The organism is Ruficoccus amylovorans (genome assembly GCF_014230085.1).
GTDB classification, from domain to species: domain Bacteria; phylum Verrucomicrobiota; class Verrucomicrobiia; order Opitutales; family Cerasicoccaceae; genus Ruficoccus; species Ruficoccus amylovorans.
Map to the genome: position 1 here is coordinate 502,010 of NZ_JACHVB010000035.1, position 26,977 is coordinate 528,986.

The following is a 26,977-nucleotide window of genomic DNA, read 5'->3' on the forward strand; positions in this document are numbered from 1 at the left end:
AGTGATCGCTTTATGTAGCTTGGGTTACATTTGGAATGATTCACGTTTCCAAAACGAAGTCAACTGCGCACTGGCGGAATTCGCGAGGCGCGGGGGCTTACGGCGCGGGGGCTAGTTGCCGGTCTCGCGGGCGAGTTCTTGCAGGCAGTGGCGGCAGAGGCAACCGTCGTAGGTTTCCTTGATCCGGGTGGAGAGTTGGGGCGTCATCGCGATCCCCGCGCACTGGCAATGGGCGATGTCGTGAGTCCGGCAAACAAAGTCGCGTCCGCAGCGCGGGCAGCGTTTGGGCTGGGGGGCGGTGTCGGCCGGGCCGGAACTGGTTGGGTGTGAATCTGCGATGGTGGGGGACTCCTTTTCCTGATCATGGCAGGGCGGGCGGTATTTTGACAAATCCCAAGTGATGAGCGGCTAAACCGTAGTCTTGCAACTCGGACAACACGCGCGCCATGCCATCCCAAATGACTCACCTGTGTGAGTATGGTTTGGATTGCCGGGCGTATTTAATATATGCAGATATGATGAATCCTTCCTGCCGCCAGCTACGGCTGGTTGTTGAATCCTTTTGCATCCCGATGAAGAAACCCAAATCGATATTTCTGCTCAGTCCCGCCAGTCGCGACTCTATCTACAACGAAGCCGTGCTCGACGAGATCGGTAAGCTGACCGATAACGACCGCCGTGTGCACAGCGGTGAAGATGTCCTGAACCATCCAGAGGACTACCGTGACGTGGAAATTGTTTTTTCCGGCTGGGGCTGTCCGATCATGGATGAGCAAATGCTGGCCTCTTTGCCGTCGCTGAAGGCGCTTTTCTATGGGGCCGGTTCGGTCCGCAGGCTGGTGACAGATGCCTTCTGGGAGCGAAATATCCGGCTCACCAGCGCCTACACGGTGAATGCCCATCCGGTCGCGGCTTACACCATGGCCAGCCTGATCTTCGGGTTGAAACGGGCCTGGGGGGTCAATCAGGACTTGAAGCGGGGCATCTCCTCCCACGCAAATATCATCGGCTTGGATGAAGGAACGCGCGTCGGGCTGGTCTCTCTCGGGGCTATCGGGCGGCTGGTCTGCCAGTACCTTTCGGTGTTTTCGCTCGATGTGGTGGCCTACGATCCGTTCGCGGGCGACGAGGTCTTCGAAGAGCTGTCGGTGCGGCGGGCCTCCAGTCTGGAGGAGCTTTTTTCCGAGTGCCATGCGGTCTCGATCCACACCCCGCTGCTGCCGGAAACCCGTGGCATGATTACCGGCGAACTGCTGGAAATGCTTCCTCCGAACGCCGTGTTTATCAATACCTCGCGGGGGGCCGTTGTCGATGAGGAAGCCCTCACGCGGGTGCTGGAGAAACGGCCCGACATTTTTGCCGTGCTCGACGTGATCACGGATGAAGAGGCGTATTGCCAGACGCCCTTGCTGAAGCTGCCGAACGTTTTTCTGACGCCCCACATCGCCGGTTCGCTCGGGAATGAGCGTTACCGGCTCGGGCGGATGACCGTGGAGGAGTGCAGGCGCTACCTGGCCGGAGAGCCGCCGGTTGTTTCCGTGACGAAGGAGAATTTTACCCGCATGGCCTGATTTTTTAGACAGCGCCCCTGTCGTCAAGATGGCTGCCCTGACTGTTCAAAGACGCCAGGGGGCACCGTGCTACGAGCCGGGGGCGTAAAAGAGCTTCCAGGCGAGCGGCTCCGAGCTGGAGGCGTTGACCCCGGTGGTGGCGGCGGGCTGGGTCAGCAGGAGGTAGCCCTGGCGGTCGGGACGCAGGCGCAGCTTGCTCATCACCAGCGGTTGCCATTCGCCGTTTGCCTGCCCGGCCACGCGAAACTGGTAGTCGAGCACGGGCTGGCGTGAATCGCTCGCGGGCAAGGTCAGCGTCTGCGCGGAGAGTGCGGGGAGCTGGAGAGTTTCTTTATCCAGGGCGACACCGAGTTGGACGGGTGAGAGGTTAAAAACACTTAAAGCCGGGGGCGCGCCCCGGGCCGCGCTGGGAACGGCGATCATGGTGCAGCCCTGCCGTCCGCCGTCGGCCTTGGTCCCGACCAGCAGGACCAGCGCGCTCTTGGCTCCCTCGGGGAGGTCGGTGTAGGCGATGGGGGCGGTCTGGAGCTTGCCCGCCGAGTCAAAGCTCGGCGGGGTGGCAAAAAGCGCGAAGCGGCTGGCCGGGTAGTCAATCGGCTCGGCGAATTGCCCGTCCGCCAGCTTGAGCGGGTGGGACTCCTTGCCGTCGTAGTAGTAGGCTTCGGCGGGGAGCTGGCCCTGGCACAGGACGCGCACCTGGGTGGCGTTTGAGGCGAGGGGGAGGAGCGCCAGCAGGGCGGCGAGGGCGTGGAGGCAAAGCATTTTCATCGTGGTCGTGCCGGGGTGGGTTAGACTTCGTCTTCGCTGAGCCAGCGGAAGGCGATGACCTTGAACTGGCGTCCGAGGCTGTCGGGGTCGGACGGCTCGAAGTAGTCCGGATCGTTGGTGCTGGTGGAAGCCGGATTGACGGGTGTGGGCATGCGCTGGACGATGGCCTCGCACCAGGCTTGGCCCTGCACGGCGGCGGTGATCGGGTCCACGGCGTCGCCGTAGGCGCGGATGATAAAGGTGTCCGAGCGGGCGCTCATGAAGGGGCCGAGCGCCTGCACGATGTCGCCCTGGGTGATCCATCCGGTGGTGGCATCGTAGTGGTAGCCCTGCGAGCCAACTTCAAGGAAGGGGGAGGGCAGGCCGTCGGTGAGGCGGCCTGCACCGATACCGGCATTGTCAAGGACGGGGTCATTGATGCCGGAGGCATTAATGGCGGCCTGAAGCGCACCGCGCTGGCCATAGGCGTCGTTGCTGAGGCGGCGGTTAATGAACTCCGAGAGCGAGAAGAACGGCCCGCGTTGCTTGACCTGCTCGACCATGGCGCGGGCGAGCGTGTCCAACTGCTCATCGCTCAGGGTGCGGTAGCCGTTCCAGACATCGGTCAGGGTGTTGTCCACATCGTCGCCCTGCGAGGGGGAGGCCAGGTGGGTGTAGAGGCGTTCAAGTGTGCTGCCCCCGGCAGTCGCGCCGGTTTCGGGGTCGAGCTCCAGATCGCCGAGGCTGCCGAGGAAGGCTTTCCAGGCATCGACGGAGGTGGAGTTGATATTGAACGCGCCCTCAAGCATGAGGTTGGCGGCGGCGAAGTCGAAGAAGTCGTTCAACTGCGCGGCGGGAATGTCCGTCTCGCTGTAGTGGATACGCTTGAGGCGGGAATTGGCCGCCACGTAGTCGTCGTCGTTGAGGTCGGCGGGCGTTTCGACGGTGGAAAGGAAAAACGGGTCCCAGAGCGCGTCATTGAGCAGGTAGGCGGCGTCAATGGCGGCGGGTTCGCCGTCGGTGGTGGCGTAGCCGGTGCCGCTGTCGCGTTCGAGTTCAGTGAGGTCGTCGATGAAGACGTTGGGCATGGAGTTGCCGATGAGGAAGGTCGGGCCCATGTTGTTGTCCAGCAGGCGGGCATGCTGGAGCCAGCCCAGCGACAGGATCGGGACGTCCTGCGGCGGAAGCTCGGCGATGACCGCGGAGGTGACGCCGCTGAGCCCGAAGGAGGTGCCGAAGCGGTCGGCGCTGCTCCAACTGGTCAGGCTCGTGTCATAGCCCAGCTCGGCTCCCCAGCCGGGGACAATGTACGGGGCCTGCGTGGCGTTGGTGGCGTCGAGGTTGAGCCCGCTGGGGGCGGCCTGGCGGGCGAGCGCGTTGCTGTGGGTGAGCATGATGGGCTCCTCGCCGCTGGAGAAGTTGGCCGGGTAGTCGTTGATCGGGTAAAGGAAGGCACTCACCTTGAAAACGGGGGCAAAGAGCGGGTTGTTGATTGCGTCAATGGAGTCACCGGAGGTCCCTGTCATCCCGATACGAGAGAGCGGGCGTCCGCTCAGGCGGCTGAAGTAGCGGTCGAGGCCGACCGGGCTGTCGCTGGCGGTGTCGAAGAGGTCACGGCTCTGGCCGCCGTCAACATCCACCGGTTCAAGCACGGCCATGCTGCCGATGCTGCCCTGGGTGCTTTCGCTGAGGTCGTTCCAGTTGCGCCAGACGAATTTCGGCTGCACCGTGGCGCTGCCCGTGGTTGGGTCGATGTCCATGACCGACGGGTCAACCGTGACCGTGCCGAAGTCGAGCGTGACCGTGCCGGAGAAGTCGCCCTGATCCAACTCGTTCTCACCGTCATAGGTGGCTGAGGTTCCGTTGGGCAGGCTGTAAATCTTGACTGAACCGGCCGGCAGGGAGACATCGTCGATCTTGAAGACAAACCCCGCCACTGTGCTGTATCCGGAGGAGGCGCTGGCGTCGGGGACGGTGTAGCTGGTCACATTCGCGTGCTGGAAAACACCGTCTATGGACGAGTCGATGCCCTTGTCCGAGGTGGTGCCGGAGCCGATCACCTGGAAGGGGCCGTTAAGCTGGCCGGAGCCATCCACACCGACGCCATTTTTGGCCAGGACCGGGAAGAGCTTGGCGGCCGCGTCCTTGAGCATGAACTCGACTTCGTAGTTGTGGGCGGAGAGGGCGACGTTGTACGGGTTCCAGAGCTGGGCACGGATGGCGACATGGACCTTGAGGTCGTACTCCGGAGCGGTGTCGGTGGAGGTGGCGGTCGGGGTAAACTCCGGCATGAAGTCAAGCTGGGCGCGGACGAGCACGGGGCCGACGGGGTAATCCTCCGAAAGGCCCGCCGTGCGAATGGTCGGGGTCACGCTGGTATTTGCGCGGTCCTTGAGCTGCGCGAAGGCGCGGAGCTGGTCCCAGGAGGGCGAGCCGGGTGAGAACTCATTGGCCGGGGCCGGGAAATCGGCGATGCCCTTGTTGTCGTTGACCAGATTCGCGCCGTATTGGGTGTACTCGGTCACGCCGGTGCGGTCAAAGGCGGGCATGGTGGTGGGCAGCGCACTGCCGACGCCTTGCTCGAAAAACGCGGTCAGGTCTTTTTTCAGCCCGCCGTCACGGACATTGGAGAGCACACCCGCGCTGTAAAAAGAGACATCGTGAAAAGCCTCCCGGGTCTGGGTCTTGGCGTAGTCGCTGCCGCCGCCGTTATAGGCGAGCAGTTCGAGCTGCTTCTGGCTGGCGGCTTTGGAGAAGTTGTCGGCGTCCTTGTTCGCCTGCAGGTCGAGATCGAGCGCGTTTTCCACCCCGAGACGCTGGGCCAGCATGAGGCTGAGCTTGCCCTGCGGGATACTGGGATCGACGGGCGAGTTCACGCTGCCGTCGGCGTGCGGGTCGATGGCGTCGAAGCGGGCCTTCACGCCCTCGTCGCCCACCCAGTAGGCGTAGTGGCCGGTGGGGGTGCTGTCGTTGCGGACCGTGACCTTGGGCGCGTAAACGCCCTCGGTGTCTTCGTCGCTGACGGAGCCCTCGCCCAGAAGGAGCACGGCTTCGTCGCTGGTGCGGTCAAAGTCGAGCGCGCTGACGTTGTCGCTGTCGGAGACGAGCCAGGACTGAAAGGTGTTGCCGGTTTCGTTGCGCCGGTCGGCGGTGTTGCGGTAGTTGGCGAGCGCGCCGCTGCTATGGACGGAGGTGCCGGCGGGGTAGGAGGAGTTCCAGATGCCCGTCCAGTAGGGCTCGGCCACGCCGGTAATGGTGTCCGCGTCGGCGGGCGTGCTGTCCAGAATCCCCGCCGTGGCGGAAACCCGCTGGTCCGGTCCTGCTACGAGCTGGAGCTGGCCGATGGCGTTTTTCAGCCCGAGGATGGCGTTCTGGCGGGCCAGGTTCAGGTTGTTCTGCGTCGAGCCGACTTTGGTTTCGATCTGCGTGAGTTGCGAGAGCGTGATCAGCAGCAGAAAAATGAAGCTCATCAAGGAGATGGCGACGATCAGGGCGAATCCGCGGCTACGACCGTTGATTCCTGCCTGGGGGGGAAGGCAATGACGCATGATGGATAGGGGTGGCCGTTCAGGCGTGGCTGGCGCCGGAAACGGGTATTTAAGGATGGATGACAGGATGGAGAAACGGATTCGCGGAAAACAGATTGAATTCTGCAAAACACATTAGCTCACATGAATTATTTATCAGGATGACCAAGGAAATATCTAGTAAAAAACGGGTTCACTGGATTTTTATTGGAAATCTGAAGGAATGTCTCCGCCTGTATTTATGCCGGAGGAAAAACGTTTTTCATGGATAAAAAAGGCCCCGGCAAGGCTGCCGGGGCTGACGAAAAATCAAGGAAATGGCTAAATGGTTAAAATGGCTAATTGTTACTTTCCGAGTTCAACATCCAACAATTAACAACCAGCCATTTAACCATTGTGGCTATAATATCTCTTGAAACGCATCCAGATGCCAGAGGTGGTATCTTAATACACGTCGCGCTGGTAGCGCTTCTGTTTGCGGAGGTCTTCGAACCAGGTTTGGGCCTGTTCTTCGGACTTGCCACCGGCTTCCTGGGCGATCTTGAGCAGGGCGTTGTGGACGTCCACTGCCATGCGGTTGGCGTCGCCGCAGACATAGAAGTGCGCGCCCTCTTCGAGCCAGCGGTAAACTTCCTTGCCCTGTTGAAGCAGACGGTCCTGAACGTAGATCTTCTCGGGCTGATCGCGGGAAAAGGCCACGTCGAGCTTGGTCAGGACACCCTTTTTGAGGTAGTCCTGCCATTCGAGCTGGTAGAGGAAGTCGTAGTTATACCGCTGATCGCCGAAGAATAGCCAGTTGGCGCCCTTGTCACCGTTGACGGCGCGCTCCTCGATGAAGGAGCGGAAGGGGGCGATGCCGGTGCCGGGGCCGACCATGATGATCGGGGTGTCGGAGTCTTCGGGCAGGCGGAAATTCTTGTTTTTGTGCGTATAGACCGGGACGGTGCCTCCGGCGGAGAGGTCGTCGGCGATGAAGGTCGAGGCGACGCCCTTGCGCTGGCGACCGTGGCTCTCGTAGCGGACGGCGGCGATGGTCAGGTGGACCTCGTCCGGGTGCGCCCGGAAGGAAGAGGCGATCGAGTAAAGCCGGGGCGGCATCTTGCGCAGGATGGAGACCAGTTCGCCGCCGGTGAGCCCCTTGAGCGGGAAGTCTTCCAGCATGTCAACGACCTGGCGGCCCCACAGGTAGTTGTGGAGTTCGTCCTTGTTCTCGGGGTCGAGCAGGTGAGTGATCTTGTCCGAAGCGGCCTTTTCGTTGTACTTCTTTAAAACGTTTTTGCTCAGCCCGGTGATGTCATAGTGACGGGTGAGGGCTTCGCGCAGGGTGACTTCGCTGCCGGCATTGCCGGTGACGCGCTCACGCGGGTCGAAGCAGCAACTGTCAATGATAGCATCGACGACATCCTGTGAGTTGGCCGGGATGAGGGCGAGGGCGTCGCCGGGCTCGTAGGACATGCCCGAGCCTTCGAGCGAGAGCTCCAGGTGCCAGGTTTCCTTGATCGAGCCGGTGCCGTTGAGCAGGATGCGCTCCTTGAGCAGCGCCGGGAAAGGGTTTTTCTTATCGTAAACGAGACCGTTGGCCGCAGGGGAAGGGACCGGAGCGGACTTGGAGGCGGCACCATTGACAACTACGGCACGGGCTGGTTCGGGTCGGGCGACTTTGGCCAGGGACTTGAGAGCACCTTCGAGCCACTTCTGGAAGGGCTCTTCGTAGTCCACGTCACAGTCCGTGCGTGGGTAGTAGCGCTTGGCGCCGAGGTCTTCCAGGCGCTGATCGAAGTCGCGTCCGATCTTGCAGAAGTGTTCGTAAGAGGTGTCGCCGAGGGCCAGGACCGAAAAGCGCGACTGCTCCAGGCGGGGGCAGCTCTTGTCCATGACGGCTTTGTAGAAAGTGCTGGCACTGTCGGGCGGATCGCCTTCTCCCCAGGTGCTGACGATGACGGCGAGGTTCGTCTCCTTGGCCAGGGACTCGGGCGTGAAGCTTCCCATGTCGCGAACCGTCGGCATAAAGCCCTGGTTCTCGGCAATTTCCTTGGCCCGCCCGGCGAGTTCTTCGCAGTTGCCTGACTCGGTGCCGAAGAGGATGGTCAGCGGGACTCCCTTGCTGGGGTGATGATGGACCGGCGCGGCGGCGGAAGCGCTCTGAAGGGCGGCTCCGGCTCCGGCGAGAAAACCGCTCAGCCAGGTATTTTGTTCGGGTGAGAGGGTGCCCAGGGCTTTTTCAAGGGACGCCTTCTGTTCGGCGTTGAAGGGAGCTTGATCGGGAAGCTGCATGAGGGGGGACTTTGTCACTATGGGGAGACAACCGGAAGGTTGTCATCGGCGGAAAAGTGGTGCCAGAGGGCAGATTTGAACTGCCGACCAAAGGCTTATGAGTCCTCTGCTCTACCACTGAGCTACTCTGGCATGTGGTTAAAATTCAATAACTTGTGTCGAAGTGTCAAGCGCGTTCGATGGCCGCTTCCCCAGCCGTCGGGCGGTTGGCGACTGGTCATTCCCGCGGGGCGGAACGACACGTTCGCGAGCTTCGCAAAACACAATTCGGAATCTGATTAAGAACACAAGAAGCGCGAAATAGTAGGGGCGGCACGAGCGGAGTCAAGGCGGGAAATGCGCATTTGACATCACTTTTTTATCGTCCCGCAATCGGGCGGTTGGGCCGGTTGCGGATCGGGGCTGGATGGGTCGCGATAATTTTCGTGCCGGGTGATGTTTTCAGGAAAATGATTTTGCGCCCGGGCGTGGGGAGGCCTTCTATTATAGATACTATGCGCAGACTCAACCTTCCGCGCCGTCCCCGCCGCCTGCGGCGCACGGCGGCCATCCGCAACATGGTCGCAGAGACCAGGCTTACGCCCGCGGATCTGATCCAGCCGTACTTTGTCATCGATGGCGAGGGCGCGCCGCAAGAGATCGCTTCGCTGCCGGGCCAGCGCCGCCTGCCGATCCGTGAGTTGGTGCGCGAGTGCGAGCAGCTTCACCGCCTCGGCGTGCCGGGCGTGGCGCTGTTCCCGAGTATCGAACCGGTGCTCAAGGACGCCGCCGGCTCGGAGGCGCTCAACCCGGAGACGCTCGTCCTGCGGGCCATCCGGGCCGTCAAGCAGGCCGTGCCGGAGCTGGCCATCGTGACGGACATCGCGTTGGACCCCTACACCGACCACGGCCACGACGGTATTTTCAACGCCGCGGGCACCGACATGGACAACGACGGCACGGTGGAGATTTTGAGGCAAATGTCCCTGCTGTGCGCCGAGGCGGGGGCGGATTTCGTCGCCCCCAGCGACATGATGGACGGGCGTATCGAGGCCATCCGCGAGTCCCTGGACGATGCCGGGTTGACCGAGACCGCGATCATGGCCTACTCGGCCAAGTTCGCCTCGGCCTTTTACGGGCCGTTCCGCGACGCGGTCGGCAGCGCCTCTGTCGCCGGGACGAATCTGCTGGGCAAACACACCTACCAGCTTAACCCCGCCAACCGCCGCGAGGCCCTGCTGGAAACCGAACTGGACGAACTGGAGGCGGCGGACGTGCTCATGGTCAAGCCTGCCGGGGCCTACCTGGACATCATCCGGGACGTGCGCAACAACACCCATTTGCCGCTGGCGGCCTACCAGGTCTCCGGCGAATACGCGCAGCTCCACGCCGCCGCGCGGCTGGGGTGGCTCGACCTTGAACGCTGCCGCGACGAGAGCCTGCTCGCCATCAAGCGAGCCGGTGCGGACATGATCCTGACGTACTTCGCCGCCGAAGTGGCCGGTTGCTTTTCCCGCTAAACACGCTTCCTCCTGCCGATGACTCTTAAGGACAGGCTCATAACGCTGATCGGCTACAACCGGGCCTGGGAAATCAGGTCCCGGCTCAGTGTGTGCGGGCTGGTCCTTGCCTGTTGGTCAGATTTTCACCGATACCGGCGACACGCATACATCGGCTTCGGCAAGCGCAGCAGGAAGAACCTCCGCGCGTTGATTATGAAGGATGCCCATCGGGTCGAAAAAGGGCTCTCGCTGGCCGGTATGCGCCCCTTTTTCGGAGAGCGGATGATCGGCCACCTGCAGATGCTTATCGGGTGCTACGTGGAGAGGTATGGCTACGACTTTTACGCCGATTGCGGCTTGCTGTCGCTACGCCGCTATGTCGGCGCGCACGATGCGTTTCGGGGGCAGTCCGGATACGAAAAAATCTCACTGGTCGAAGCCTTTTGTGACACTCACCGCTCGCCCGGTTTCGGTACCCGGGTGGGAGTGGATACACTGAGCCGGGAGGAGTTCTTTGAGTGTGCTGATGCCAGTTTCGCGCAATTCGTGGCTGGACGGCGCAGTGTACGTGATTTCTCGGGTAAGCGTATCGCCCAGGATACTATTCGTCAGGCCGCCGCGCTGGCTCAGCGTTTCCCCTCAGTGTGCAACCGGCAGTCGGTCGAACTTTATTACTATAACGAGCCCGCGCGGGTGCGGGAAATTCTCCGCCTGCAAAACGGGAACCGCGGCTTTGGCGAGACGCTAGGAGGTGTGGCGGTTATCACGGCGATCGCGGATGAGTTTGAGGGGGTGGGGGAGAGGAACCAACCTTATGTGGACGGAGGCATGTTCCTGATGAATTTCCTGCTCGCGCTCCATTCGTTGAAAGTCGGCGCTTGTGCTTTGAACTGGTCCGTCGGTCCCGGCAGGGACAGGCAGTTGAAAAAACTGCTCGGACTCGATGACGGGCTGGTGGTTATCAGCCTGGTTGGTGTCGGTGAAGTGAGCGAGCGCCTCAAGATCGCCTGCTCCCCGCGCAAGCCACTCGGCGACGTGTACCGGGGGGATGGAACAATCGCCTAGGTCGTGCCGTTAGCTTAGTTTCTAATAAAAATATTTTCACCGCAGAGGCGCAAAGACGCAGAGCGACCTCTGTATCCACGAAGTTTCTTGTGCTTCTTGTGACTTTTTATGGCCATTAACATTTATTAAGAACTTAGCGAACACGACACTAGGTCGTGCTTGAATGCCGCCGAATGCGGTAAGCGATTGGCTTCCTCGGGACAAAAAAGACGGAACCATAAAGGTTCCGCCTTGAAGTGTGTGCTGTGTAAATTGGTCGCTCAGGAGCGCTTGAAGCGCCGTCCAAGAAAAAGGATCGCGAGTCCGAGCGCGCCGCCGAGCAAGCCGAAGCTGCTGGCTTCGGGGATGGCGGTGTAGTTAATGGTGATCGTGGGGGCACCGGCACCGCTATTTGCGAAGAAGAAAATCTCGCGATTGGTGTAGTTCTCGTCCGCAAGCTTGAGGATGAAGTCGGCGCTGCCACTGGCATTGGCGGAAACCACATCAATCAGAGCCTGACCGCTCAGGGTAATCGTCGAGCCTGTCGTAATGGCACCGGGGTTAGCCGAGACCGTGGTCAGCAGTGCGTTCGAGTCGTAGGTGCCGCCGGGCTTCGTCCAGGCAGTGCCGGTTTCGGCTACTGTCCAGGTGGTCGAGGCTCTGTCGTAGTCCTGGGTCAGTTCATACAGATTCAGGGCGACATCGGAGTTAAGGCTATTGGCGTCCTCCCGGCTGGTGGTCAGCGTGATGGTCACGCTATCGATGGTGACTTGGCTGAAATCCACCCCGCTGTTGGTCAGGTCGAAAGTAAAGAGTCCGCGCAAGTGGTCACTTGCAGTGGTTGTCTGACCGACCAGAAAGTTCGTTTCTGTGGGGGTGTTGAGGGCATTGGCGTTACGGATGTAAGCGCCATCGGTGCTGGCGATGGTGACGCTGGCGGCGTTGAGCGCGGCGGCGCTGCACGCGAAGAGGGTAAGAGCAAGAATGGTCGGAGTTTTAATCTTCATGGGTATTTGGGTTTATTGGTAAGCGTATCCTGGAGGGGGAATTTTTAAAGCGGGTTGTGGCTGTTACAGTCACATCATGGGTAATATCGGTCTGGAGGATTGGATATTCAAGTGAGTCTCATTAAATTTCCTTACATTGTAGCTTGAGGGTCAGGAAGATGCCTCCGCCGAGGAGCAGGAGCACGGAGCCGAAAGTCGCCAGGATGCCGTGGCCGCTGTCGTTGAAAGGGATGAGCCCGAACATCAGGACCGCGCACACCAGCAGGCAGCCGCCCACAATGATCGCCGGGAGTGAGCTGGCCTCGGTCACTTTTCCGGCGGAAATGACTTCGCTCACCTGGCGTTCCACCCGCAGCCACCCGCTGGCCGTTTGCCGCTGAGTCAGGTGCAGGACGCTGAGGATGCCGACGGGCACCACGACGCCCACGATCAGGTCCACCAGCGTGCCGTTGGCCTGCGACCAGTCCGCCAGCGGCTGCGTCAGCGTATTGACGAGGAAGCCGTCTTCGCCGAGGCCGATTTTCAGGATGAGGCCGCAGACGAAGCTGACCGCCACCGTCACCCAGATCGCCCGCAGGCTGACCCGTTTGCTGAAAAGCCCCCAGATCGTCGGGGCCAGCAGCGGGCCGACCATCAGGCTGGTCACGGCGACGACGACTTTCTCCGCCCCGCCCAGATAGGGGATGAGCAGGGAGACGCCGATCAGCACCGCCCCGAGGGCGACGGTGAAGCCGCGCCCGACCCGCATCAGGTGGCGGTCCGAGGCCGCCGGTTTGAAGAGGCGGCGGTAAAATTCGTCCGTCAGCACGCCCGCGAACACGTTCAACTGCGAGCTGACCATGCTCGCCGTGGCCGAGAACATCGCCGCCACCATCAGCCCGACCATCCCGGCGGGCAGGACCGCTCGGCAGGAGAGGATGTAGGCTTGCTGCGGGTCGGCGTTGGGGTCGATCGTGCGGTAGATCATGGGCGGGAGCAGCCACAGCAGCGGGCTGAAGAGATACAGCCCCCCGAACAGATAGCAGCTTTTTTTCGCGTCGCGCTCGCTGGAGACGCAGATGAACCGCTGGGCAAAGGCCCACTCGGCCCCGATCATGAAAAAGTGAATCACCACCCAGCCCAGCAGGAAGAACACCGTGTAGCGCTCACTGGTCAGGGCGAAAAAGCCTTCCGGGGCACGCTCAATAAAGGCTCCGACGCCGCCCACGCTGCCGAAAGCCAGCGGCACGATGAAGATGACCGCGAGGTTCAGCACGATGAACTGGAGCACGTCGGTCATGAGCACGGCCCACAGCCCGCCCGCCATCGTGTAGATGACGACAATGCCGCCGAAGATGACAATGGCCCACTCCAGCGAAAGGTTGCCGGTGGCGGGGTCGCGCAGCGGGTTGCCCTCCGGCAGCGGCATCATGGCCACGAGCACGATGGAGAGCGAGTAGAGCGAGACGGCCACGCCCACGATGCGGAAGACCATCATCGCCCAGGTGTAGAACTGCACCGCCGAGGCGCCGAAGCGCAGCTCGATGAACTCGGCCGGTGTGCGCACGCCGAGGCGTTTCCAGTGGCCGGCCACGAAGTAGCCGACGAGGATCGCGGCCACCCCGTAGCACAGGTTGATGACGACGGCGACCAGCCCGAGCCGGTAGGCGATCCCGCCCCAGACGACAAACGTCCCGGCGGAGAACATCGTCATGAATGAGCTCAGCCCGGAGGTCCACCACGGGGACTCACCCCCGGCGGCGAACATGTCGCTGGTGCTCTTGTTCTTGGTGGACAGGAACAGCCCGACCAGGAAAATTCCGGCCAGATAGACGATGAGCACGAAGTAATCGACCGTGTGCATGGGGTGGGGGGAAACTACTGCTGAAAAAGGGGAGGCTAAACTGCCGGCGCGGGCAGCTATTTCGCCGCGAATTCGAGGGTGTCGAGTTCCAGGCGGTAGCCGGAGCTGGCCGGGTTTTTGCCAGTGACGGTGGCTTCCAGATCCTGCGACCCGGCGGTGTCGATGTCCAGCTCACCGCAGTCGATGGTCTGGTAGGCCGGGGCGGGGGCGTAGAAATCGACCGCTTCGGCCACGACTTTGCCGTTGAGCTTGAGGTCGGCCACGCCGCCGTCGGGGCTGGTGCGGATGGTCAGGGTGAGGGCATACTTGCCGCTCGCAGGCGCAGGCACCTCGTGGACGATGGTGGCACCGGACTGGCTGGCCTCAAGCACGCGGGTGCGGCCGATCTGGCTCCCGGCGGCGCGGGCGATGAACTGCGGGGCCCCGGCGGCGCGGGACTCGCACTCGCTCAGGACGACGAGCTCGGGGCTGGAGGGCGGAGTGGGCGGCAGGGGCTCGTTAAAGGCGACATCGGTGACGTAGGCGTTGATGCTGATCTTGTCGGGCGCATCGACGGGCACCCCGGCGTTGACGCACTGGTTGAAGCGCACCGTGCTGATCAGGTGCTCCTTGTCGTACCCGGCCAGCCGGATCGTTCCGCCGTTCATGGTGACGTTTTCAAAGAGCAGGCGGTCAATGTTACCGCGGCGGTCGAGGTAGCCGCTGGCGTTGCTGTAGCGGGTCTTTTCGATGTAGAAGTCAATCGGCTTACCGGCCTTTTCGATGGCGATGTTTTCAAAGCGCAGGTTCGTGATCCAGGCCCAGTCGGAGTAGTCACTGTAGATGCCCGCTCCGGCGTGCATGAGGATATCGACATTGCGGATGGTGATGTCGCGCCAGAGCTGCCCCTCCATCGACGCGCCGATGCGGATGCCGTTACCTGCGGTGGTGTTCCAGATGACGAGGTTGTCGGCCAGGGCATTCTCGGTGATCATCTCGCCGTAGGTCTCGGCGTCGAGCGAGTGCCAGCCCAGGCCGTCGTCTTCGGCGCGGATGAAGCTGTCGCGCACGACGAAGTTTTTCACCGCGTCAATGTCCACCCCGTCGGTGTTCACGCCGATGCCGAAGAGGTTCATATGGGTGACCTCGATGTTCTGGGAGTTAATGTAGAGAGTCTGCCACCAACCGTTGAGGCTGCGCAGGCCGATGCCTTCGACGAGGATGTTTTCGCAGTCCTCAAAGAGGATGCCCGGCTGGCGGTTGCCCTGAGAGGAGTTGCCGGTCGCGTCGAGCACCCCGCGCCCCATCACGCGGACGTTCTTGACGCCGCGCGCCTCAATGCGCCCGCGCACGAGGGCGTTCGGAGCGAGGTAGATCGTTTGCCCGTCCTTGGGACGGATGGTCCCGGCATTGGTGTAGCCGGGCTGGTAGAAAACGACAGCCGGATCAGCGGCGTCGGGCACGTCCGTCTCAGCCGGGGTGACGATGATGGCCAGCGGCGTGCGGCCCGGGATTTCGAGCACGAGCTTGTGCGGCTCGCTTAACGTGAAGCGCAGGGCCTGGCCGATGCGTTCGACTGCGACGCCGTGGCGGGTCGGCTTGAGCGTGTAGGCGCTGAAGTCGTCCTTGACCATGACATCGACCGTGACCGGCTCGCTCCCGAGCGTGAACATGGCCACGTCGAAGTTAAAGCGATTGGCGCGGACATCGACCGGGTGCCCGCCCGCCACTACGGCGTAGCGGGGGCTGAGGGGTTCCTTGAAATTACCGGCCAGCGGAACGACGCCGGAGACGGGTGTTTCCGGTTGGCCAGCCGGGGCGTCGCGCCAGGCGTTGATAGCGGCGGCTTCGTCCGAGGGCGTGTACTCGATGACGAGCCGGGGCGCGCCTGAGAGGAAGCGGAACACGCTACGCTGGGGGCCTTCAGTCCCGAGTTTGATAAGAAAGGAAACGTCGTTCCCCAGCGATTCTTGCACCGCCTGCGCCAGGGGCTCGCTGGAAAACGACAAAGCCTGTCCCGTGGCGGCTTCGGCCGGGTTGGCCTCGACGGTGGCCAGGCAAGGGCCGAAGTCGCCGCCGACGGTGGTCCACGGGTTGCCGCTGTTGCTGCGCAGCCAGTCAACGCTGGCTTCGTCAAAAGAGCGGGCGAGTTTGTAAACGCCGACTTGTGCCACTTGCGAGGCGCTGCCGCCGCCCGCTACGTCCCGCTCCTTGATGTCGAGCACGAGCTGGGCGCTCACGATGGTGGCACCCTTGAGTTCGGGCGCGTTCAGGTCGAAGGCAAGCACGCCGCGAAAGGCGTCGCCGTGCTGGGCGGTGTTACCGACGATGAAAAGCTCGTTCGTGGTGTTGCGGCACTTCTCGGCCGACATGGTCGAGCGGATGAAGCCGTCTGCGACCGGGCTGAGGGAAAGCGTCTCGGCGGAGCTGATTCCCGCCGCCGTCAGGCATAAGGAGTTTATCACAAGCATCTTCAGCGTATGGGTTTTTCGGGAAAACATTGGGGTGGTGGTTAAAGTGTAAGGGTTGGCTGTCCCCGTACTATCGCCCACCCGGGCCGGGGTGGAAACTTCAGTGCTGTTGTTACTGTCCCATTGCCGAGGGCGATTCGGAGCGGGTTTTCGTCGAATAGCAGGCGGCATGAGGCTTGGATGGGAGGAGCTGAGGCCAGAATGCGTTTGACCACGGGCCGGGTCTGGACAGCATTTTTGCCATGCCCACTGCCCCGGGACATCCCGAGTCCGACCCACCCCCTGCCGTGTCCCTGCGCTACATCGCGGAGCGGGTTGGTGTGTCGCGTATGACCGTTTCCCGGGCTTTCAAGCCGGACTCCTCCGTGAAGCCCGAGCTGCGCGAAAAAATCCTCCGCGTGGCGAAGGAGTTGGGCTACGAACCGGACGCCATGGTCAGCGAACTGATGACCAGCTTCGCCCACCGCCGGCCGGTCAATTTTCAGGAAACCTTTGCCGCGCTGTGGTGGCCCCGGCGCTGGTACAACCTCAAGGTGAAGTCCGACTTCGACGCGGATATTTTTCGCGGGCTGAACGAAGGGGCGCAACTTCATGGGCGCACGATTGACCACATCGTGTTGACCGAGGAGATGACTCCGCGCGTGCTGATGCGGATGCTCCACGCCCGCAACATCCAGGGGGTGATCCTGACCCCGCCGCTGCCGGCCAATACCCCGGCTCCGGCCCTGGACTGGGAGCACCTGAGCGCGGTCAGCGTCGGCAGTTCCCTTAGGGAGCCCGCCCTGAACCGGGCGCAGGCGAGCCATTACCAGGGGGCCGTGCTGGCGCTGCGCAATCTCGACCGCCTCGGGTACAAGCGTCCGTGCCTGCTCGTCCGGACAGATCTGGAGGAGCGCATGAACCGCGCCTACTCGGCCGCATTTCTGGGCTGGGGGCACGCGCCCGAGCGCGTCTGGCGTCAGGCTGAGCCGGACCCGGCCGCCCTGGCCGACTGGCTGCGGCGAATGGAGCCGGATGTTGTTATTGGCGACTGCGACAAGTGGATCAATGACCCGCCGTTGAAGGATTCGGGTTGCGACTATATTTCGCTGGACGTGCGCGAGTGGGAGGGGCCGATTGCGGGTATCTACCAGAGCACGGCCCGTATCGCCATGTGCGCGGTCGATCTGCTGATTCGCGCCCGCCTGATGCACGAGCACGGTGTGCCTTCGGAGCCGCTTGTCATGCTCACGACCGGTATCTGGCACGAGGGAAAAAGCCTCCGCTCGCGGCAGGGCAAACGGCGGGCTGCCTCCCGTCCGGTTTTTAAAAGTGCCTGAGCCGAAGCGCGTTCTTTTTTAACCACAGAGGGCACGAAAGACACAGAGTTTTTTTGAAGGAACGAAGTTCCGTCTCAAAAGTTTTTTGGGGAGAGCGCGAGAGGATTTTTTTTCAAAAAACACCCTCTCGCATAACCCTCAAATCTACTTTGAACCAATAATCGCCGCCGGGCTATTTGTGTACGCGCAGTTCGAGAGCGGCGAGTTCGGCAGGCTGCCAGCCTTCGGGCAGGGGTTCGAGGGTGAGCCGGAACGTGCCGGGGCGGGGGAGGGGGAGTTGTCCGAGCGGGGACATCCCCGGTACGGTCCCGCCGGGGATGGCGACTTCCTGCGACTCCTCGCCGATGCTGACCCGGAGCCGGGCTTCGGCTGGGGCCGTGAGCCAGTCGGCGGAGATTTCGACCGTGCCTGCCGTGGCGCTTTCAAAGTCCCAACTGAGGTGCGTTTGCGGGTCGGTCCACTCGCGGATGGCGGGGCGGTCGGCGTCGAGGTCGAGCACGGCCTGACCGCCGTAGGAGCGGTTGTGCAGGCTGGCCTGCCAGGCGGGGAGGCAAATGCGTCCGTCGCTGGCGGGACGGGGGAGGGAGGAGAGGATTTTTAACTCCCCCTTCAGGCGGAGCCGGACGACGCTGACGTCTGCGTCGGGCGCGTCGAGCGGGACGAGGATGAGCGCGTCGTTGCCCTGACGGGCGGTTTTCAACGGTTCACCTCCGGCCAGAAGTCGTGCCTCGGCGATCTCCGAACACAGGCCGGGGACGGGCAGCGAGCCGTTGCGCGGCCAGCGGAAAACATGCAGATAAAGGAAGGTCTGGCCGTTGTGGTCGCGACGGGTGCAGCGGCCCCACGGGAGTTTGGCAAAGGGGCTGGCATGCGCGTCGTCGATGGACTCGGCGTTGGTGTCCATCCAGCGCCCGACCGCCTCCAGTCGCTCGCGGCAGGGGGTGGGGATGCGGCCCTGACCGTCGGGGCCGATGTTGAGGAGGAAGTTGCCGCCCTTGGAGACGGTGTCCACCAGTTGGCGGATGAGGGTGCGGGGGGATTTCCAGTTGTGGTCGTGCTCCTTATAGCCCCAGGTGTCGTTGACGGTCATACAGACCTCGAAGTCGCGCCCCTTTAGCCCGGTGGCGGGGATGAACTGCTCGGGCGTCTCGGTGTCGCCGCTGAAGGCGTTCGGACGGTCGGGGTCGAGGAGACGGTTGTTGGTGATGATGCCGGGCTGGAGCCGCAGCAGGTCGCGGAAGGCGGCGGCGTGCTCCGGGGTCATTCCGATGGGCGTGTCCCACCAGAAAATGTCAATCGGTCCGTAGCGGGTCAGTAATTCGGACACCTGTGGCAGGGCGATATTCTTTAAATACGCGTCGAAGTCCCCCTCTTGTGCCGGGTCCCAGCGGCCCGCGCCGGGGGTGCCGCCGGACCAGGGTGCGGTGGGGTCGTTTCTGCCGTTGAAGGCCGCTCCGCCGGGGTGGGTCCAGTCCTGAGCTTGCGAATAGTAAAGGCCGAAGCGGATGCCCCGGCGGGCACAAGCGGCGGCCAACTCGGCCACCACGTCGCGGCCAAAGGGAGCCCCGTCCACGATATTATAGTCGCTGACGGCGGACTTGAACATGGCGAATCCGTCGTGGTGCTTGGTGGTGAAAATAAGGTACTTCTGTCCCGTGCGTTCGGCGAGGGCGGCCCAGTCGTCGGCGTCGAATTCGACCGGATTGAAACCGCGGGCGACGCGGGCGTAGTCGGCGACAGGGATTTGGGCATTGTACATGATCCACTCGCCCACGCCGTGGCCGATACCGTCGTCAATGCGTTTGCCGCGCCATTGCCCGCCGAGCAGAGAGTAGGGACCCCAGTGGATGAACATGCCGAAGCGCACCCGCCGCCACCAGGCCAGCCGACGGGCCTCAGCGTTTGCCACCGGGGCAGGGGTTGTGTGGCGGGCCGGGGTGGCGGTTTCGTTCAGGGTGGCGTTCATGGTCATTACAGTGGGAGGTTGGGCACTCAAGTGCAGTTGCATGCTGCGTACTTCTGGTTTGGGCGAAGTGCTCCCGTGCAGATCGCCATCTTGGAATGAAAGTAAAATATTATTTTCGTTATTTCAACTAAAAGTTTTAGCATATTTTTCTTAATTCATTGTTAACTATTTGATTATGGATAAGCATTAATTTCACGAAAGTACTTGCGTAAATTTAAAAAATGGTTCACGTTCCTGACATGGTTTCACTGAACAGGATCTCGGAGATTTGCGGCGTTTCGCTGGGAACCGTCTCCAAGGCTCTCAGCGGCAAGCCGGGTGTCGGCGACGCCACTCGCGAGCGTATCCTGAGTGTTGCCCGCGAGCACAATTACCGCCCGAACCGGCTGGTTCACGCTATCCAGCGGGGCCGGAGCATGATGGTTGGGGTGACGTGCAGTCAGTTCGATGATGAGTTTGCCGGAAATATCGTGGCGGGCATGTTCGAGGCCCTTTATCAGGACCACTACGACGCCATGGTCATCCAGTGGGAGCGCAGCGTGCAGGACGGCGTCCGCGCGCTGAGCAATCTGGCCGGACGCCGCGTTGACGGTATTTTGATGTTCCCCCCGGCGGCTTACCCCGAGGGAGCCTACCTGGATGAGCTTCGCTCTTTTCCCAATCCCATCGTGGTGGTGGACCAGACCTGGCCCGGCTGTGGTTACGACCTGGTCGGTAGTCAGGACGTGGAGGGGGCGTTCGCCGCGACCGAGCACCTGATCGAGCTCGGCCACCGCCGGATCGCCCACCTGGGCTTTTTGCACGGGAGCACCGGCCGGGATCGCCTGAAGGGTTTTCAGGACGCGATGATTCGCCACGGCGTGGCTATTCACGAAAAGTGGTTGCGCGACTTGCAATCCTACCCCTCGGAGGAACCTTACGCGTTGACCCGTGAACTGCTTTCCGGCCCCGACCGGCCAACCGCCATCATGGCCTTCAACGACGAAGTGGCCCTGCAGGCGCTCGCTGCCGCCGCCGACCTGGGGTTAAGCGTGCCGGGAGATTTGTCGATTACTGGATTTGGTGACCTGAGCGTTGTGCGCCACGTGCGCCCGCAGATAACCACCGTTACGCAGGACCCCCGCGAGATCGGTCGCCGCGCCGCGAAGCTTTTGATCAAACGCATCGAAGAAAAACACGAAAACCAAGCGGCCCCTGCGGCAATGCAGGACCGGTTGCCCGCGCGCCTGCTTGTGCGCCAGTCAACGGGTCCATGCCCGACGGCCACCTAACCCCGACACCCCCATGCCCCCTCGTCTCCATACCCCCCTTACCCGACGCGCCTTTTCCCTGATCGAACTGCTGGTCGTCGTCGCTATTCTGGGCCTCCTCAGTGGCATCCTCTTCAGTGTGCTGACGCATGTGCGCACGATGTCGGCGGAGACCCAGTGCGCGAGCAACCTGCGCGAGCTTTCCCGTATGGCCAGTCTCCAGTCGATGGAGAATGGCGGCTGGGTGCCGCAGGCCCGTTGGTATGACGACCTTCGCGCAGCCCGCCCGAACCTGCGTGACTACGGCCTGACCGAGGAGCTTATCCAGTGTCCGGCGACGGAGCTTCCCTTGTCCTACGGGATCAACATCAATCTGGTGGCGGGCAGTAGCTCAGGTGCTCAATGGGGAGCGGGCGATGTCCAGTTTTGGCAGCGTGGACGCTATAAAATAGCTGAGTTGGATCCGGTCCATACTCTTTTGTTCGCTGATACATTTGGAACAACCACCGGCTATTACGTCGTCAATGATCTGCACGCAGACTACCGGCACAGCGGGAAGATGCAGGCTTCGTTTATCGACGGCCACGTTGAGAAGCTTACAGCCGAAGACCTGACCGAACGGGGCGGATTGAGAAATGGCATCCCGAATTGAGGCACTTTTTATGATTTTACCCATGACCAACCACACGCTGCGCCGAACCTTCCGGCTCAGCGCCCTGCTCCTGCTGGCGGCAAATGTCGCCTCTGCCCAGATGCCCCCGGCTCCGGTCATCCTGACCGAAGACGGCTTCGAGGGCGTGCCAGCCTACATCCCGGACTGGGGCGCGGGCTATCAGGGCGTTTACAAGCCCGCCACCGGCTGGAAGGAACCCTTCACCGTGAAGCTCGACCGTGAAGACCCTCACTCCGGATTGGCCTGCATGCGGGTCGAGTTTAACGGGGCGGGGGAGGACCTGATCCGCATTCACAGCAAGGGCATCCCCGTGCCCGAAGCGCTGCGCGGGAAAAACATCCGGGTCGAGGCCTACGTGCGCAGCGAGGGCATCGCCTCTGGCAGCATCGGGCTGGGCATCCTCCAGAAAGACGCGGGCGGAAAGACACTCGGCTATCTCGGGCTCAATGAAAAACTGGCTCCGGTCGCAGCGGGCAACGAGTGGCAAAAGATCACCGCCCAGGGCAAGCTCAACAGCAACGCCGCCAGCCTCATTCTCATGCTGACCGCCGATGCGACCACCGGCCCAGGCCAGCTCTGGGTCGATGATGTCATCGTCCTGTCCGCCGATTAAGTTCCCACCGCCAGACCTATGCTTTTTTCCAAAAATATTTCCCGCCTTTTTATTGCCAGCGTCGCGTTCGGGCTTGCCTGCGCCGCTGATGTCGCTGCCGCTCCCGCGCTCACTCTCAGTTCGGAGGCGCGGGACAATGTCTTTCTGGCCGACAGCGGCCAGATGCGGCTCAAGCTCGACGGGTTTTCCGGAGACGTGGCAGGCACGGTTGTAGTGACGGATGAATACGGAGATGAACGTGAGCGGCTGCCCGTTTCCGGAAACCCGGCCGAGATCGTTATCGAGCTGCCGTCGAAGGGCTATTACCACCTAGCCGCCACCGTCAAGGACGCGGACGGAAACGTGCAGCAGGCCGAGGCCAGCGCCGCCGTCATCGGTGCGGCTCTCTCGGATGAGGAGCGCATGCAGTCCTTTCTGGGGCTGTGGAATGTCCACGGTGACAAGGAAATGGTGGCTGCCGCCGGGGCGCGTTTCAACCGCCGGATGACGGCCATTTTTAAATACGACCGCGACTTCCTGCGCTACGCCGACCCGTCGGTGAAGCCGGAAAAGCCCGTTGCCCCGAGTGATGAGCCGGAGTTCAGCGACATCGGAGTGATCTCGTTCGGGCTGCCGATGTGGATGCTCGACCCCGAGGACGGCAAGGGCAAGCACTCCTTTGGCAACCCGACCCGCGCCCCCGAGGATTGGGACGAACTGAAAACGCTGGTCAAGTCCTTCGCCAACAACCCCCCTTGGCCGAGCTTTCCCAAGTACTTTGAAATCTACAACGAGCCCGAATGGCAGTGGGAGGGGAGCGACGAGGACTTCGTGCGCTTCCTCGCCACCATCGCCGACGGTATCAAGGAGGCCCGCCCGGACACGCAGGTGCTCGGCCCCGGCTTTTCCCAACCCCGGCTGAAAACCTCCAACCGTATCGGCCTGATCGACGCCGAGCGACTCGGTCTCTTTGAGCACCTCGACGGGATCGTGGTTCACTGCTACGTGGACGGCAGCGAGCCGGAGGGCGAGTTTATCCAGAACATCATCGACCTGAAAAATTTTCTCGTCGAGACCGGTCACGGCGACATGCCGATCCACTTCACCGAGTTCGGCTGGACTTCGTACCCCGGTACCTGGCAGCGCCCGGTCGATGAGCTGACGCAGGCGCGCTACCTCGTGCGTTCGCTCGCGCTGCTGGCCACGCAGGACGCGGCCAGCGCGATTTACTTCTGCTACATTTTCAGCGGCAACGGCAAGCTCGGGGAGCAGGGCTTCTCCATTGCACACATGGACGGTACCCCCAAGCCTGCCTATGCCGCTTATTCTCATCTGGCCCGCTGGGTCGCAGGGGCCGAGGGGCCGTTCCAGTGGCTGCGCCTGACCCCGGGCACGCATATGGTGCTCTTTGGCCGCGACGGTGGCTCCAGTGCGATTCTCTGGGACGCGCACGGGCAGTCCGAGTTCACGCTGCCGGGCCGTCCCGCGCGGATCGAGGACATGGTGGGGCGTTCGCTGCCCATCCCGGCCGACGGCAAGCTCACCCTTTCGCCCAGCCCAGTTTTTGTTTCGTGGGAGCAGGTCAATGGCACCGAGCTGCGTCAAGCTCCGGCCCTGACCCTCATGCGCGGCAACGGCGTCGAACTGCCCGCCACCGCCGAAAGCCAGTGGCTGATCCCCGCGCCGCTCAGTGTGAGCGGGCGCGAACTTTCCGCTCCGGCCACCGCGCCGGTGGGGCCGTACCTGCTGCTGGCGCAAGGTGCGGATGGCTGGCAGGCGCAGCCGGTCGAGGTGATCGCTCCGCTCAAGCTCGAATCCCCGCGCCTGAACTGGCCCGCCGACCGGGCCGAGCCGCTGCTGACCGCCGCGGCCGAGTCCTACGCGACCGTGCCCTTGAAGGTCCGCGCCGCTGCCGCCGTGCGCGACCTGCGTTCGTTTTTTGCCGACCCGATGGAAGTCGAGCCCGACGAGGCCGTGACCATCGAGGTGCCGCTGAGCGGCTTGACCCTGGGGCATCGCTACCGGGGCGAGTTTGAAGTCGTCAGCCAAAGCCCCGGCCAGCGTGATCGCCTGGCGCAGCCTTTCGAGTTTACGCTGCTGGCCTGCGAGCCGGTCGGTGACGACGAGCCGGACTGGGAAAAAATCCCGGCGGTCGATTTCACGCAGTGGGCGCCGTTCGGCGGGCCGGTCGAGGTGGAGAATTGCTCGGCCACACTCCAGTCGGCCTATGGCAGCGACGGGCTTTACCTGCGGGTGCAGGTGCGTGACGACCATCACGTACAAGGTGCCTCGGCTGAAAACATGTGGAGCCAGGACGCGATTCAGATCGGGATCGACCTGGACATCGACAAACCCTGGAGCGCGAACGAATTTTACGGTCTCAAGGGGCACCGCGTCTTTGAGTACGGGGTCGGTGGCCAGCCGGGCGAGGAAATGACCTGGCGCTGGATCTCCTACCTGCCGGAGCTTCCCGCCGGGCAGGGCGAGCCCCGCATGGACCTGGAAATTTCCCGCGAAGCGGACGTGACCACTTACGACATTCTCTTCCCCTGGGAGACCCTCGGGGCGGACGCCTCGCCGGGCGCGGGCGGCTCCATTGGTATCGCCCTGGCGGTATCCGATGTGGACCCCGGCACGCTGAAGGAGCGTCGCGTCCTGCGTCTCTTTAACGGCATCATCGACAGCAAGGACCCCGAACGCTTCGGGCGGCTCTGGCTGCGCTGAACGTGGCCGCGCGCGGGCTGTCCGCGGCGGGGATTAAAGCTCGCCGTCACCTCCTCTTAAACCGGGAGGCACAGTCCCTTTATCTGTAACGACGAATTTTTTAGAACAACATGCATTGGCTGGACTGGCTCATCATTATCATCCCGGTGCTCGGCATCCTCTGGGCCGCGGTACACAGCCGCCGCTACGTGCGCGGGGTGGCCGACTACCTTGCCGCCAGCCGTGTGGCCGGACGCTATGTGATCTCGGTGGCGGACTTGAGCCAGGGGCTCGGCGTCATCACGCTCGTGGCGCTGGTCGAGGCCAAGTACCAGACTGGCTATGCCCTGACCTTCTGGGAGTACCTGCTGGTGCCGGTGAGCACGATCATGGGCCTGACCGGGTACTGCGTGTACCGCTTCCGCGAGACGAAGGCGCTCTCTATCGGGCAGTTTCTGGAGATGCGCTACAGCCGTTCGTTTCGCATAGTGGCGGCCACCCTGCGCACGCTCTCAGAAATGCTGACCAATGCCATCGGCCCGGCCATCGCGACGAACTTTTTCATCTACTACATGGGGCTGCCGCACGAGGTCATGATCCTGGGCGTGCCGATCCCGTGCTTCGCCATCATCGTGGCCTTGATGCTGACCCTGTGCATCATCGTGATGTGGCCGGGAGGGCGGATTTCGCTCCTGATCACGGACTGTATCCAGTCGCTGCTGAGCTATCCGGTCTTCGTCATCGTAGCAGGGTACATCGTGCTGCATTTCTCGTGGAGCGGGGAGATCAGCCCCGTCATGCTCGACCGCGTGCCGAACGAGAGCTTCCTCAACCCCTTCGACATCTCCGAACTGCGGGACTTTAATATCTTCGCGCTCGTGGTGACGATTGTGGGCATGGTCCTGAACCGTGCCAGCTGGATCGGCAACGACACCACCAACTGCGGACGCACGCCCCACGAGCAGAAAATAGCGGGCATCCTCGGCTCTTGGCGCACCGGGTTTTCCACACTCATGTGCCTGCTGATTGCGGTCATGGTGATCACGCTGATGTCGCACGGGAATTTCTCGGATCTCTCGCGGAATATCCGGTTGGAACTGGCGGACAAGGTTTCGCAGGAGGCGATATCCTCGCCTTATGAGCGTGAGGCGCTCATGGACAACATCCAGGCGATTCCGGCCGTGAGCCACCAGATCGGGGTGGATGCGCCGCTCTCGCAGGCGGTCAACCTCGACACGCCCTATCTGGAGGCGGCCCGCTCCGCGCTCAGCGACGACGGACAGGGTAACCTCGAGTACCAGAAGTTCCGCACGCTTTACAACCAGATGATGTTGCCCGTCGCGTTGAGAAATCTTTTCCCCGTCGGGCTGATCGGGATCTTCGGGCTGCTCATGGTCATGCTCATGCTCTCGACTGACGATTCGCGTATTTTCAACTCCTCGTCCACCATCATTCAGGACATCATCCTGCCGCTGAAGAAAAAGCCCCTCACGCCGGAGGGACACCTCAAGCTCCTGCGTTGGGGCTCGGTCGGGGTGGCGGTGTTTTTCCTCATCTGTTCGCTGTTCTTCGTCCACCTGGACTACATCAACATGTTCATCACGATCATGACGGCGGTGTGGCTCGGCGGGGCCGGACCGATCATGATCTTCGGGCTGTACAGCCGCTTCGGCACGACCACGGGGGCGTATTGTTCGCTGCTGTTCGGGTCGGGGTTTTCTATCGCCAGCCTGTTCGTGCAGCGCGAGTGGGCGGACACGATTTACCCATTCCTGCTCACGCACGGCTGGGTGACGCCATTCGCGAATTTCCTTCAGAGCGTTTCCGCCCCCTTCAACCCGTACATCGAATGGAAGATGAGCGCGGTCAAGTTCCCGATCAATTCGTACGAGCTTTACTTCATGTCGATGGGCATGGGGGTGGCTGCCTACATCATCGGCTCGCTGCTGACCTGTCGCGAACCGTTTAACCTCGACCGCATGCTCCACCGGGGTAAGTACAACATCGACGGTGACGTTAAGCCGCGCGTTGCCTGGACCTGGGGCAATTTCGCCAGCCGGCTCGTAGGCATCACCCCCGAGTACACCCGGGGTGACAAGATCATCGCCTGGTCTGTCTTCGGCTACGCGATCATCTACAAGCTCGGATTCTGCTTCATCCTGGTGCTGGTCTGGAACCTCATCTCACCCTGGTCTAACGAGTGGTGGAGCACCTATTTCTTCTTCACCAGTATCGTGGTGACGGGCGTCGTCGGCATCGTCTCAACGGTCTGGTTCGGGATCGGCGGGGTCGTGGACCTGCGCCGCCTCTTTAAAGACCTGAAAGCGCGGGTGGACAACCCGCTCGACGACGGGCGCGTTGTCGGCCACATTTCGCTGGCCGACCAGGCGGCTTTCGAGGCTCGCGAAAAGGAAGAGGGTAAGGAATCCTGAGGCGGTCGTCGCAGTTCGAATACGGTCACGAAGGACACGAAGAAGGCACGAAGGGCACGAAGGACTTCCTGCTTGAGATGCCGTTTCTCAATAGAAAT

The 26,977-nt window shown here is 62.3% G+C and carries 17 protein-coding genes and 1 tRNA gene; 9 read left to right on the forward strand and 9 right to left on the reverse strand.

Going from position 1 to position 26,977, the window contains the following annotated elements; translation table 11 throughout:
• Positions 1 to 111: 111 nt before the first annotated feature.
• Positions 112 to 390, reverse strand: a complete 279-nt coding sequence (locus H5P28_RS13655) for a cysteine-rich CWC family protein (RefSeq protein ID WP_185676263.1) — start codon at positions 388 to 390, stop codon at positions 112 to 114.
• A gap of 182 nt (positions 391 to 572) precedes the next feature.
• Between H5P28_RS13655 and H5P28_RS13660 the strand changes: the two genes are divergently transcribed.
• On the forward strand, positions 573 to 1,571 hold the full coding sequence (locus H5P28_RS13660; RefSeq protein WP_185676264.1) for a hydroxyacid dehydrogenase: 999 nt from the start codon (positions 573 to 575) through the stop codon (positions 1,569 to 1,571).
• 69 nt (positions 1,572 to 1,640) lie between these two features.
• On the opposite strand, the gene H5P28_RS13665 is transcribed toward H5P28_RS13660, so the two are convergent.
• From H5P28_RS13665 to H5P28_RS13680, 4 genes are all read right to left on the reverse strand, one after another.
• The gene (locus H5P28_RS13665; RefSeq protein WP_185676265.1) at positions 1,641 to 2,339 is read right to left on the reverse strand and encodes a hypothetical protein; all 699 of its coding nucleotides are present in this window, start codon (positions 2,337 to 2,339) and stop codon (positions 1,641 to 1,643) included.
• 20 nt (positions 2,340 to 2,359) lie between these two features.
• A complete protein-coding gene (locus H5P28_RS13670; protein WP_185676266.1) occupies positions 2,360 to 5,866 on the reverse strand; it encodes a pilus assembly PilX family protein in 3,507 nt (1,168 codons plus the stop codon).
• Between the two features lie 423 nt (positions 5,867 to 6,289).
• Entirely contained in the window at positions 6,290 to 8,119 is a 1,830-nt protein-coding gene (locus H5P28_RS13675; protein WP_185676267.1) for an assimilatory sulfite reductase (NADPH) flavoprotein subunit, read from the reverse strand.
• Positions 8,120 to 8,176: 57 nt separating this feature from the next.
• Positions 8,177 to 8,251 (reverse strand) — tRNA-Met (locus H5P28_RS13680).
• Positions 8,252 to 8,613: 362 nt separating this feature from the next.
• Here H5P28_RS13680 and hemB point away from each other — a divergent pair.
• Together hemB and H5P28_RS13690 are read left to right on the forward strand one after the other, a co-directional pair.
• Entirely contained in the window at positions 8,614 to 9,618 is a 1,005-nt protein-coding gene (gene hemB, locus H5P28_RS13685) for a porphobilinogen synthase (protein ID WP_185676268.1), read from the forward strand.
• Between the two features lie 18 nt (positions 9,619 to 9,636).
• Positions 9,637 to 10,665 carry a nitroreductase family protein gene (locus tag H5P28_RS13690; protein WP_185676269.1) on the forward strand — a complete coding sequence of 343 codons (1,029 nt, stop codon included), beginning with the start codon at positions 9,637 to 9,639 and terminating at the stop codon, positions 10,663 to 10,665.
• 260 nt (positions 10,666 to 10,925) lie between these two features.
• Here H5P28_RS13690 and H5P28_RS13695 read toward each other — a convergent pair whose 3' ends face one another.
• The 3 genes from H5P28_RS13695 to H5P28_RS13705 all read right to left on the reverse strand — a co-directional run bounded on the left by H5P28_RS13695 (position 10,926) and on the right by H5P28_RS13705 (position 15,974).
• Positions 10,926 to 11,651, reverse strand: coding sequence for a DNRLRE domain-containing protein (locus H5P28_RS13695; protein WP_185676270.1), 726 nt, complete (start codon positions 11,649 to 11,651; stop codon positions 10,926 to 10,928).
• A 121-nt stretch (positions 11,652 to 11,772) separates the two neighbouring features.
• Complete coding sequence (locus H5P28_RS13700; RefSeq protein WP_185676271.1) at positions 11,773 to 13,494, reverse strand: sodium:solute symporter family protein; 1,722 nt, start codon at positions 13,492 to 13,494, stop codon at positions 11,773 to 11,775.
• 56 nt (positions 13,495 to 13,550) lie between these two features.
• The gene (locus tag H5P28_RS13705) at positions 13,551 to 15,974 is read right to left on the reverse strand and encodes a DNRLRE domain-containing protein (protein WP_185676272.1); all 2,424 of its coding nucleotides are present in this window, start codon (positions 15,972 to 15,974) and stop codon (positions 13,551 to 13,553) included.
• A gap of 212 nt (positions 15,975 to 16,186) precedes the next feature.
• Here H5P28_RS13705 and H5P28_RS13710 point away from each other — a divergent pair, with 212 nt between their 5' ends.
• Positions 16,187 to 17,263 (forward strand): LacI family DNA-binding transcriptional regulator, encoded by a 1,077-nt coding sequence (locus H5P28_RS13710; RefSeq protein ID WP_185676273.1) that lies wholly within the window; start codon positions 16,187 to 16,189, stop codon positions 17,261 to 17,263.
• Positions 17,264 to 17,435: 172 nt separating this feature from the next.
• On the opposite strand, the gene H5P28_RS13715 is transcribed toward H5P28_RS13710, so the two are convergent.
• Entirely contained in the window at positions 17,436 to 19,229 is a 1,794-nt protein-coding gene (locus H5P28_RS13715; protein WP_185676274.1) for an alpha-L-fucosidase, read from the reverse strand.
• A 239-nt stretch (positions 19,230 to 19,468) separates the two neighbouring features.
• Between H5P28_RS13715 and H5P28_RS13720 the strand changes: the two genes are divergently transcribed.
• The 5 genes from H5P28_RS13720 (at position 19,469) to H5P28_RS13740 (ending at position 26,879) form a co-directional block, all read left to right on the forward strand.
• Positions 19,469 to 20,500 carry a LacI family DNA-binding transcriptional regulator gene (locus tag H5P28_RS13720; protein WP_185676275.1) on the forward strand — a complete coding sequence of 344 codons (1,032 nt, stop codon included), beginning with the start codon at positions 19,469 to 19,471 and terminating at the stop codon, positions 20,498 to 20,500.
• A gap of 13 nt (positions 20,501 to 20,513) precedes the next feature.
• Positions 20,514 to 21,131: a type II secretion system protein gene (locus tag H5P28_RS13725; RefSeq protein ID WP_185676376.1), complete on the forward strand. Its 618-nt coding sequence runs from the start codon at positions 20,514 to 20,516 to the stop codon at positions 21,129 to 21,131.
• A 22-nt stretch (positions 21,132 to 21,153) separates the two neighbouring features.
• The gene (locus H5P28_RS13730; RefSeq protein WP_185676276.1) at positions 21,154 to 21,765 is read left to right on the forward strand and encodes a hypothetical protein; all 612 of its coding nucleotides are present in this window, start codon (positions 21,154 to 21,156) and stop codon (positions 21,763 to 21,765) included.
• Between the two features lie 18 nt (positions 21,766 to 21,783).
• The gene (locus H5P28_RS13735; protein WP_185676277.1) at positions 21,784 to 24,468 is read left to right on the forward strand and encodes a sugar-binding protein; all 2,685 of its coding nucleotides are present in this window, start codon (positions 21,784 to 21,786) and stop codon (positions 24,466 to 24,468) included.
• Positions 24,469 to 24,578: 110 nt separating this feature from the next.
• Positions 24,579 to 26,879 (forward strand): sodium:solute symporter family protein, encoded by a 2,301-nt coding sequence (locus H5P28_RS13740; RefSeq protein ID WP_185676278.1) that lies wholly within the window; start codon positions 24,579 to 24,581, stop codon positions 26,877 to 26,879.
• Positions 26,880 to 26,977 lie beyond the last annotated feature (98 nt).

Bases quoted from the DNA above. Each gene is read 5' to 3' on its own strand.
- H5P28_RS13705 (WP_185676272.1), bottom strand. From the start codon at position 15,974: ATGTTTTCCCGAAAAACCCATACGCTGAAGATGCTTGTGATAAACTCC.
- H5P28_RS13695 (WP_185676270.1), bottom strand. From the start codon at position 11,651: ATGAAGATTAAAACTCCGACCATTCTTGCTCTTACCCTCTTCGCGTGC.
- H5P28_RS13670 (WP_185676266.1), bottom strand. From the start codon at position 5,866: ATGCGTCATTGCCTTCCCCCCCAGGCAGGAATCAACGGTCGTAGCCGC.
- H5P28_RS13715 (WP_185676274.1), bottom strand. From the start codon at position 19,229: ATGAACGCCACCCTGAACGAAACCGCCACCCCGGCCCGCCACACAACC.
- H5P28_RS13720 (WP_185676275.1), top strand. From the start codon at position 19,469: ATGGTTTCACTGAACAGGATCTCGGAGATTTGCGGCGTTTCGCTGGGA.
- H5P28_RS13710 (WP_185676273.1), top strand. From the start codon at position 16,187: ATGCCCACTGCCCCGGGACATCCCGAGTCCGACCCACCCCCTGCCGTG.
- H5P28_RS13690 (WP_185676269.1), top strand. From the start codon at position 9,637: ATGACTCTTAAGGACAGGCTCATAACGCTGATCGGCTACAACCGGGCC.
- H5P28_RS13665 (WP_185676265.1), bottom strand. From the start codon at position 2,339: ATGAAAATGCTTTGCCTCCACGCCCTCGCCGCCCTGCTGGCGCTCCTC.
- H5P28_RS13700 (WP_185676271.1), bottom strand. From the start codon at position 13,494: ATGCACACGGTCGATTACTTCGTGCTCATCGTCTATCTGGCCGGAATT.
- hemB (WP_185676268.1), top strand. From the start codon at position 8,614: ATGCGCAGACTCAACCTTCCGCGCCGTCCCCGCCGCCTGCGGCGCACG.
- H5P28_RS13660 (WP_185676264.1), top strand. From the start codon at position 573: ATGAAGAAACCCAAATCGATATTTCTGCTCAGTCCCGCCAGTCGCGAC.
- H5P28_RS13730 (WP_185676276.1), top strand. From the start codon at position 21,154: ATGACCAACCACACGCTGCGCCGAACCTTCCGGCTCAGCGCCCTGCTC.
- H5P28_RS13675 (WP_185676267.1), bottom strand. From the start codon at position 8,119: ATGCAGCTTCCCGATCAAGCTCCCTTCAACGCCGAACAGAAGGCGTCC.
- H5P28_RS13740 (WP_185676278.1), top strand. From the start codon at position 24,579: ATGCATTGGCTGGACTGGCTCATCATTATCATCCCGGTGCTCGGCATC.
- H5P28_RS13725 (WP_185676376.1), top strand. From the start codon at position 20,514: ATGCCCCCTCGTCTCCATACCCCCCTTACCCGACGCGCCTTTTCCCTG.
- H5P28_RS13735 (WP_185676277.1), top strand. From the start codon at position 21,784: ATGCTTTTTTCCAAAAATATTTCCCGCCTTTTTATTGCCAGCGTCGCG.